Genomic DNA, 8698 nt, shown 5'->3' on the forward strand with positions numbered 1-8698 from the left:
AATAAGGGGTGAGATTCACCCCTTACTGCGTAATAATTAAAATTTAGGAAACCCCTAGTTATTTTAAATTACCAAAAGACGGTTCCCAATGGAAACCATCTATGAGTCTGCTCTTATAAGCCGTGTTCTGTTTTTCAACTCATCATTTATCTTAGATTTCTCTACCTAGCATCCGTTCAATTCCTTTTGCTAGACTCCCCTACCAAAATTTGGGTTTCTGCCTCGCGAAGTTTACCCCTTTTCACTCTGTCATTTCTAACAGTATTCGTTTCTGTGGCACTTTATGGCTAGTTCCATATCTTACGACTTAGGCGTTCACCGTTGTCATTTCTGCCTGAGGTTATTGGCCTCAGCACGATCACTACTATCATCTCAGATAGTGGCAGCACGGACTTTCCTCTGTTTCCAGCGATCAGTTCTCGCAGACTATATTAATCTTTATTTTTATGATAGACTTCTCTTTCTAATTGAGAAATACGTCTGAGGACATCGACATTGTTATTCAAGCTCTCTTCCATGACGTGTGCACTATCTCTTTGATCCTGTCTTTCTCTTAATAATTCATTGAGTTTTCTTCTCAAAGCTGCATTCTCTTTTTGAAGACTTTCAATTTCATCATAAGATTCATTCAACATAGATTGAAAATTCAGATAATCTTCTTTCACAATATCAAGATAACTATCTACTTCATTTGCACTATAGCCTTTTGTCTCAATAGAAAATTCTTTATTAAGAATTCTTTTAGGACTTAATCGAATCTTGTTTTCCATCGCCGTCACTCCTCATAAATATTCTACAAAAAACAAAAAGAAATGCAAGTAAAAGTTTCTTACAATGCGAAAACAGTGCATATACATGCAACAATTAAAGCTGATAAAAGGTTAGCAACACGAATTTTTGTATCAAATACCAGATTAACACCGACACAAAATATCAGTATTGAACCTATATATGAGAGAGCACTCATAGCTGATGCAGTAATAAAAGGACTAATCATTCTTGATAAAAGAGTGATTGTTCCCTGAAATAATCCAACAGGTACAAAAGCAAATAAGCATCCCTTACCAAAGGTAGCACTCATCACAAGAATAATCACAAAATCAAGTATTGCTTTTGCGAAAAGAATAGAATGATTTCCATGAACCCCATCTTCAATAGCGCCAACAACAGCCATAGCGCCAATACAGACTGTTAATGAAGCTGTCACAAAACCATCTACAAAATTATGATTCTTTGCATTACCTGTTTTTATCTTCAGCCATTCACCAAAATGCGTCATCTTACCATCTAAATCTAACAATTCTCCTATTACAGCACCAAATGACAATGAAATAATCATCATCATTGTTCCTGTTGTTTCAATAGATCCGCTCTTAATCACCAGCATCTTACTTAATCCCCCAGCAATACCTATGAAAATAACAGCGACTCCATCTGCTTTCATCAATGTATTCTGCATTGATTCTTTAAGATGATTTCCAAAAACCATCCCTGCAATACCGGCTATAATAATAGCACTGCAATTAATGAATGTACCTAATCCCAACATCATAGACAAAAACTTTCATCGAAGATGAAAGTTATCCTTTAAGACCTCTAGATTGACGATCCATATCTTCTACTACAATGTCATAGATTTCACCCAAAGTAGAACAATATTCTAATAACTGCCATGGTTCATTTGTATGGAAATGAATTTTAATTAAGTCTTCATCACCTACTGCAAGAAGGCAGTCTCCTTTAAAATGTTCAGTGATGTAATCATTGATTTCATCTTCATCTAAGTCATGACCATCAATTAATAACTGTGTATCATATCTAAATTCTAAAGCCATATTAATAATCCTCCTAATACAAAAAGTATATCATTATTTGTATTATCAGTCCATTATGATAAAATACTTTTTGAGGTGATTCCATGAAAATTCTTGGCATTATTACAGAATATAACCCCTATCATCTAGGACATCGCTTACATCTTCAAGAAGCTAAAAAACGAATTAAGCCTGATTTAACGATATGCGTTATGAGTTCTTCTTTTGTACAAAGAGGGGAACCGGCAATGATCAGCTATCAAAAAAGAGCCGCAATCGCAATAGAAGAAGGCATAGATATCGTTATAGAACTTCCTCTTGTTTATGCCTGTCAGAGTGCAGATTATTTTGCGAAAGGTGCCGTAACATTACTTCATGAAATGGGCGTGACTGATCTTGTATTTGGCAGTGAGGATGGCAATATAGAGACATTCATAGAAATAGCTGAAGGTATTGAGCAAGACCCTGATACTTACAATATGAAAGTTAAAGAAGGTATGAAGGATGGATTACGTTATCCTGATGCTTGTAATCAAGCTTTACAGTTTATTTTAAATAAGGAAGTGAGAACACCTAATGACTTATTAGGATTAAGTTATGTCAAAGAGGTGGTTCATCATCATTATCCTATTTCTATGCATTGTATTAAGCGTACTAATGATTATCACGCAAAAGATATTGAACAAATTTCAAGCGCAACTTCTTTACGTATTGCGTTGAAGCATGGAATTGATGTAGCCCATCAATTACCTGGATATGAAACTTATAAAGATTCTCATTTCTTTACGTTAGAAGAGTTCTATCCCTATTTAAAGTATTTAATTACCTTTACTCCTCTTGAAGGGCTTCATATGATTGAAGAAGGTTTGGATGACCGCTTGTATAAAGTGAATCAAGAAACCTGCAATTTAGAGGAACTCATCAATGCTTTAACAAGTAAACGTTATACAAGAAGCAGAATACAAAGAATGCTTATTCATATTCTTCTTCATAACACAAAAGAAGAAATGAAAAAAGCCATGGACATTGATTATATTCATATCCTAGGCTTATCTACTAAAGGACAGCGTTATATTAAAACAGCTAAAAAGAATACTGAATATAAGATCATCACTAACATCACAAAGCATAAGCATCCTGCTTTAGACATCGAAAAAAGAGGGGCTCAGCTTCTTGATTTAGTAGATCCTGGTTTCTTTAAAGAAACCATTAAAGCGATTCCTTATCGTAAAGTTGATTTAAAATAAAGGCCACACCATCATCATTATTACTCAAAGTAACATGATCTGCTTTTTCTTTTAAGTCATCAGGGGCATTGTCTACGACATAACTTACCCCTGCCATTTCTAGCATATCTTCATCATTATAATAATCTCCAAAAGCGATAGTATTCTCTAATGGAGTTTGATAATGATTGGCTACTGCTTGAATCGCATTGGCTTTAGTGGCTTCTTTATGTGTGATTTCTAGATAATAGGAAGCACTACGTGTTATATATAAAGAAGGATATGTTTCTTTTAAATAAGAAGTGACATGATCAATAGATCCAATACAGACTATTTTATGAATGGTCTGTATTTTTTTAATGTCTTCTAGCCCTATCTTAGTTGATACCTTACCAATATAAGACTCTTCTATTGCATGATCTTTAAAATATTGATTTGTAGAATACCAGTTATCTCCATCATAAATGTTCCAATCTAAATCATCGCAATAAGAACATATATCATAGACAACATCCGTTGGTATTGTATAAGAGATGATTTTATCCTTCAAAATAATCATTGCTCCATTATGGGCTACTAGAGGTGCTTTATAAGGGACAAATAAGCGAATACTTTCAGGAAGTCTTGAAGAAATAGGAATAAACAAATCATCATGTGCATACACCTTCTTTATAGCCTGTAATGTCGTATGAGAAAGTGTATTATCACTATGAAGAAGTGTTCCATCCAAATCTGAAAAGATTAGTTTCATAAGAAAAAAAGATCAGTGTAAGCACTGATCTTAACCTCTTAACACGGCATTATGGTCCTTCTTGCAGGCTTCAAGAATTTTTTCCATAGCTGAGTTGATTGTTGCATCATCTAATGTACGAGATGGATCCTGGAATAATAGTGAGATAGCCAATGACTTCTTACCTTCTTCCATATGTTCACCTTCATAAACATCGAATACTTCTGCACTCTTTACAAGCTGTTTGCTTGCACGTTTGATTGTCTTAACAACATCTGATGCAGGTACTTTTGAATCAACAACTAAAGCGATATCACGAGATACTGCAGGATATAGAGGAATAGCTTTGAATTTTAAGGCACGAGTACGTAATGCAAGAATAGCTGTTAAATTCAATTCTGCCACATATGTATCGTTGACTTCATAAGCCTTTGCCTTTGCAGGATGTACCTGTCCGATAACACCTACAATTTCCTTACCCATCTTGATATAACCACTTCTACCTGGGTGGAAGTCCTTATTGTCTGCTTCTGCCTTTTCAAAAGTATAACGTGATTCTTCAATACATAACTTCTTGAATAATGTTTCTACAAAGCCTTTCACAAGATAGAAATCAACAACTTCCTTCTTGCCCATCCAAGGTACATTGACATAGTCCCCGCTTACTGCAATTGCTAAGTTAGATACTTCCTTGTCAGAATATGTATTCGCAATTTCAAAGATGTTAACATCCTTATTTGAATGTGCATTATTGTAATGAATTGTCTGTAAAAGAGAACCAATAAGTGATTTTCTTGCAGCACTTCTTTCTTCACCTAAAGGACTCATTAACTTAACTGTATTGTCTAAAGAATGGAATAAGTTGAATTCATTGACAGTTGCTTCGCTTGTTAATGTATAAGTTAATGTTTCATGTAAACCAAGGTCTACAAGTGTATGTCTAATTAACTGTTCTTTAGACTGTTTTGGTGTTAAGACACCATCTGTCATATTCATGACAGGTAAAGTAGTTGGAAGATTATCATATCCATAGATACGTGCGACTTCTTCCACTAAATCTGCATCCATAGTAATATCATTACGATATGTAGGAACAGTTACAGTAAATAATTCATTTTCTAATGTATATTCAAAGCATAAGCTATCGAAGATATCAGATACTTCTTTAACAGTTAATGAAGTACCAAGTAAGCCATTGACTCTTGATAATTCGATAGTAACAGTTTTTCTTGTTTCATCAAGAGGTGTATGTACTGTTTCATAAATAGTTTCAGCATCCGCATACTGTACTAATAAATCAGTGCAGCGATCTAATACCTTTAATGAACTCATTGTATCAATAGCACCCTTGATATAATGCTGTGATGCATCTGTTAATAAGTTCATACGTCTTGCTGTATTTCTTAATGCAGCACCATCAAAAGTAGCTGCTTCAATAACGATATTTTTAGTATTCTCATCAATCTTAGTGTCATTACCACCCATAACACCAGCAACACAGCCAATGCCATCATCAGTTGATACAATAACATCTTCAGGTAAGATATCATATTCATTTTCATCAAGAAGAACAGCCTTCTGATTGAATCCAGTCTTGATGACGAAAGCCTTCTTTGCAAGCTTATCATAGTCATACATATGAATAGGCTGACCTGTTTCAACCATGACAAAGTTTGAAATATCTACAATGTTATTAATAGGCTTGATACCTGATGCAAGAAGTGCATTTTGCATCCATTTTGGTGATTCTTTAGTTTTTACACCCTTCACTAATTTAGCACCAAAGAATGAGCATAAAGGAGTTTCTACATGAACTTCAATTTCACTCTTTTCTTCAGGATATTTCTTGATTTCTGGTAAAGTAACCTTTCTACCTAATACAGCAGCTGCTTCATAAGCTAGAGACTGCATAGCCATACAATCAGCTCTATTTGGTGTCAAACCAATATCAAGAATATAATCATCTAAACCAAGATAAGTGAGTGCTTCTGTACCTACTGGTGCATCTTCTGGTAATACATGAATACCAGCTTTATCTTCTTCTTTTAATAAACGGTTATCTAATCCTAGTTCAGCAATAGAACAGATCATACCATCAGACTTTTCGCCTCTGATAGCACCTGAAGAAATCTTACCACCTTCAAGTTCACATCCTGGTAATGCAACAATAACCTTTTCACCAGCAGCCACATTAGGTGCACCACAGACAATCTGTCTTACTTCACCAGGGGCAGTTTCTACCTGACAGATATGAAGATGATCAGAATTAGGATGTTCAATACATTCCTTTACATAACCAACAACAAGCTTAGTCCCTTTCGCAAGAGGTCCCTGTCCTTCTACTTCTAATCCAATACGAGTGATCTTTTCTGCAAGTTCTGCAGGATCTTGATCATCTACTTTCACATATTTATTTAATAAATGTAAACTAGCTAACATATACTACTCCTTTCTTTCGAACTGTTCTAAGAATCTTAAGTCGTTATTGTAGAAATCACGAATATTATCAATATCATATTTCAACATAGCAACTCTTTCTAGTCCGATACCAAATGCAAATCCCTGGTATTCCTTAGGATCAAATCCACACATTTCTAATACATGAGGGTTGACCATACCAGCACCTAATACTTCAATCCATCCAGTACCTTTACACATAGCACAGCCCTTACCACCACAGTTGGCACAAGAGATATCTACTTCTACACTTGGTTCTGTGAATGGGAAATAAGAAGGTCTTAAACGAATTTCACGCTTTTCACCAAACATCTTCTTAGCGAAAACATCTAATGTACCCTTTAAATCACCCATAGTGATATTCTTATCGATGACAAGTCCTTCACACTGCATAAACTGATGTGAATGAGTGGCATCATCATCGTCACGACGGTATGTCTTACCAGGGCAGATAACCTTGATAGGACCTTTACCCTTTGCTTCTAACATAACATGTGCCTGTACAGGAGAAGTATGTGTTCTCATTAATGTATTTTCATCAATATAGAATGTATCCTGCATATCTCTTGCAGGGTGTCCTTTAGGTAAGTTCATTAATTCGAAGTTGAAATGATCTGATTCTACTTCAGGTCCTTCAGCTACCTTATATCCCATACCTAGGAATAATTCTTCTAAGTCTTCCTTAACACGTGTTAAAGGATGTACAGATCCTACTGGTAAGCGATTACCTGGTAAAGAGATATCAATATCTTCTGCAAGTAAACGTTCATTTAAAGCTTTTTCTTCTAAATAAGCTTTCTTTTCTTCAATAGCCTGTCCAATTTCCTGTTTAGTCTTATTTGAAACCTGTCCAAATGTTTTTCTTTCTTCAGGAGCCATAGTCTTCATTGATTTCATAGCAGCCTGAATAGGTCCTTTTTTACCAAGATAGAATACACGTAAGTCATTTAATTCTTTCGCATCAGCACATGCAGAAATTTTAGCAAGTGCTTCTTCCTGGATTTTTAATAATTCATCCATAACTTTCCTCCTTAAAAAATAAAAAGCCGTTCCAATAGGAACGACTTAAATCGCGGTACCATCCTAAATTCATATAGTATACACTATATGCACTTTATCACTTATAACGTCAGTGTTACGGCGGGGATTAGCCGCACTCCAAGGTGAATTCAATAATATCTTATAAGAAGATTTCCACCAGCCTCTTCCTCTCTCAATATAAGTATATTACATACTAGTCCTTTTCTTCGTGTTCTCATGTATTATACCTAATTATTCGGAAAAAGACAAGACGAAATCTAATCTATCGAACAATCCTCTGAAATCTAATCTATCGAACAATCCGTCCTTCTTTTGCATTTTATATGCATCTCTAATAGTTATTCATCTGTAATTACATAATCTTTCCAAAACAACAAAAGCATTTTTTTAAATTCACAATTATCCAAATTTGGAAAATCTTTTACTTCTGAATATATCTTTTCTTTCCAAAATAAATATTCAGACATTGTATGCTGCATTGAATACTTATTTAAAACCATCATAATTTTGTTCCTTGTCAGAAAAGAAATATCATGTTCTAAACAAAATAAACTTGTTGACTGAATTTCTTCTCCATATATTTCATATAAAGCCGAAATCAACAATTTATTTTGTTGATATAATTTTTCCATTGATAATTTATAATCGTCTTCTCTCATATTAAAATAATGTCCATTCTAATACTTCTCTAACAGCATTTGCCACATTAGCCGCAACAGACCTACTACCACCTGCATTAATAATTGCTGTAAAAATAGCATCGTAAACAGCTTGTCCTGGTATTTCCGACCATTTTAATAACGGTTTTAATGCTCTTGTTATAGGTGTAAAAAATTTATTTACATTTTTTGCTACAGTTTTACCAGCCACCTTTTCAGCAAAATTAACTAATCTTGCCTTATTATTTATAGCTTTTTTTACTGCTTTTTTTGCAATTTTTGTAAAAATATTACGTGAATTTTGATTTACAAGATAATCACTTTCTTCTATCGGTTCCATATATTCAGTTTCATATTCTATTGTATTTATAGCATATACTGTCATTGGAGACAATGTAAAAACAGCGCTGCAAGCAATCGATAAACACAAACCACCTACAACAATCATATTTTTTATATTCTTCATAAAATTTTCCTTTCTTTTGTTTCAACATTTTGACCATCATATCATCATATACATTAATTTTCAATTAAAAACTATTGATTTCAAAATCCCCTAAAGCGAAAAGTTAAATTCCACTTTAGGCGGGGCAAAGTTGCGTTTAGTCTTTCACTTCTTTCCAGTTGATTTTACTCTTACAGTTGAATTTACTTTTACACTTTCAATAGTTGAATTTTCTCCTTCAGGTATATAATTACTGTTATGAAATGACCGTTGTCAAGACATAAATCAACTTTCATAATATTTCTATTAAGTTTTATCATCAAGGG

The 8698-nt window shown here is 34.1% G+C and carries 9 protein-coding genes, 1 other RNA gene and 1 other annotated feature; of the genes, 1 reads left to right on the forward strand and 9 read right to left on the reverse strand.

Annotation, left to right across the window (positions count from 1 at the left end):
- Positions 1 to 111 precede the first annotated feature (111 nt).
- The 4 genes from rnpB to EAI80_RS10525 all read right to left on the reverse strand — a co-directional run bounded on the left by rnpB (position 112) and on the right by EAI80_RS10525 (position 1835).
- An RNA gene (rnpB, locus tag EAI80_RS10510) (RNase P RNA component class B) lies at positions 112 to 424 on the reverse strand.
- 7 nt (positions 425 to 431) lie between these two features.
- Entirely contained in the window at positions 432 to 770 is a 339-nt protein-coding gene (locus EAI80_RS10515; protein WP_129981980.1) for a DivIVA domain-containing protein, read from the reverse strand.
- 59 nt (positions 771 to 829) lie between these two features.
- Complete coding sequence (locus EAI80_RS10520; RefSeq protein WP_238634573.1) at positions 830 to 1552, reverse strand: DUF554 domain-containing protein; 723 nt, start codon at positions 1550 to 1552, stop codon at positions 830 to 832.
- Positions 1553 to 1580: 28 nt separating this feature from the next.
- On the reverse strand, positions 1581 to 1835 hold the full coding sequence (locus tag EAI80_RS10525) for a hypothetical protein (RefSeq protein ID WP_006505469.1): 255 nt from the start codon (positions 1833 to 1835) through the stop codon (positions 1581 to 1583).
- Positions 1836 to 1918: 83 nt separating this feature from the next.
- Here EAI80_RS10525 and EAI80_RS10530 point away from each other — a divergent pair, with 83 nt between their 5' ends.
- The gene (locus EAI80_RS10530; protein WP_129981981.1) at positions 1919 to 3061 is read left to right on the forward strand and encodes a nucleotidyltransferase; all 1143 of its coding nucleotides are present in this window, start codon (positions 1919 to 1921) and stop codon (positions 3059 to 3061) included.
- Here EAI80_RS10530 and EAI80_RS10535 read toward each other — a convergent pair.
- The 5 genes from EAI80_RS10535 to EAI80_RS10555 all read right to left on the reverse strand — a co-directional run bounded on the left by EAI80_RS10535 (position 3024) and on the right by EAI80_RS10555 (position 8393).
- Complete coding sequence (locus tag EAI80_RS10535) at positions 3024 to 3791, reverse strand: Cof-type HAD-IIB family hydrolase (RefSeq protein WP_129981982.1); 768 nt, start codon at positions 3789 to 3791, stop codon at positions 3024 to 3026. The genes EAI80_RS10530 and EAI80_RS10535 overlap by 38 nt on opposite strands.
- A 30-nt stretch (positions 3792 to 3821) precedes the next feature.
- The gene (pheT, locus tag EAI80_RS10540) at positions 3822 to 6209 is read right to left on the reverse strand and encodes a phenylalanine--tRNA ligase subunit beta (RefSeq protein WP_129981983.1); all 2388 of its coding nucleotides are present in this window, start codon (positions 6207 to 6209) and stop codon (positions 3822 to 3824) included.
- A 3-nt stretch (positions 6210 to 6212) separates the two neighbouring features.
- A complete protein-coding gene (gene pheS / locus EAI80_RS10545; RefSeq protein ID WP_040389820.1) occupies positions 6213 to 7247 on the reverse strand; it encodes a phenylalanine--tRNA ligase subunit alpha in 1035 nt (344 codons plus the stop codon).
- Between the two features lie 33 nt (positions 7248 to 7280).
- Positions 7281 to 7484, reverse strand: a binding site (T-box leader).
- A gap of 122 nt (positions 7485 to 7606) precedes the next feature.
- Positions 7607 to 7927, reverse strand: coding sequence for a hypothetical protein (locus EAI80_RS10550; RefSeq protein WP_022424170.1), 321 nt, complete (start codon positions 7925 to 7927; stop codon positions 7607 to 7609).
- A 1-nt stretch (position 7928) separates the two neighbouring features.
- Complete coding sequence (locus EAI80_RS10555; protein ID WP_129981984.1) at positions 7929 to 8393, reverse strand: hypothetical protein; 465 nt, start codon at positions 8391 to 8393, stop codon at positions 7929 to 7931.
- Positions 8394 to 8698 lie beyond the last annotated feature (305 nt).

It is taken from the genome of Catenibacterium sp. co_0103 (genome assembly GCF_004168205.1).
GTDB lineage: Bacteria > Bacillota_I > Bacilli_A > Erysipelotrichales > Coprobacillaceae > Catenibacterium > Catenibacterium mitsuoka_A.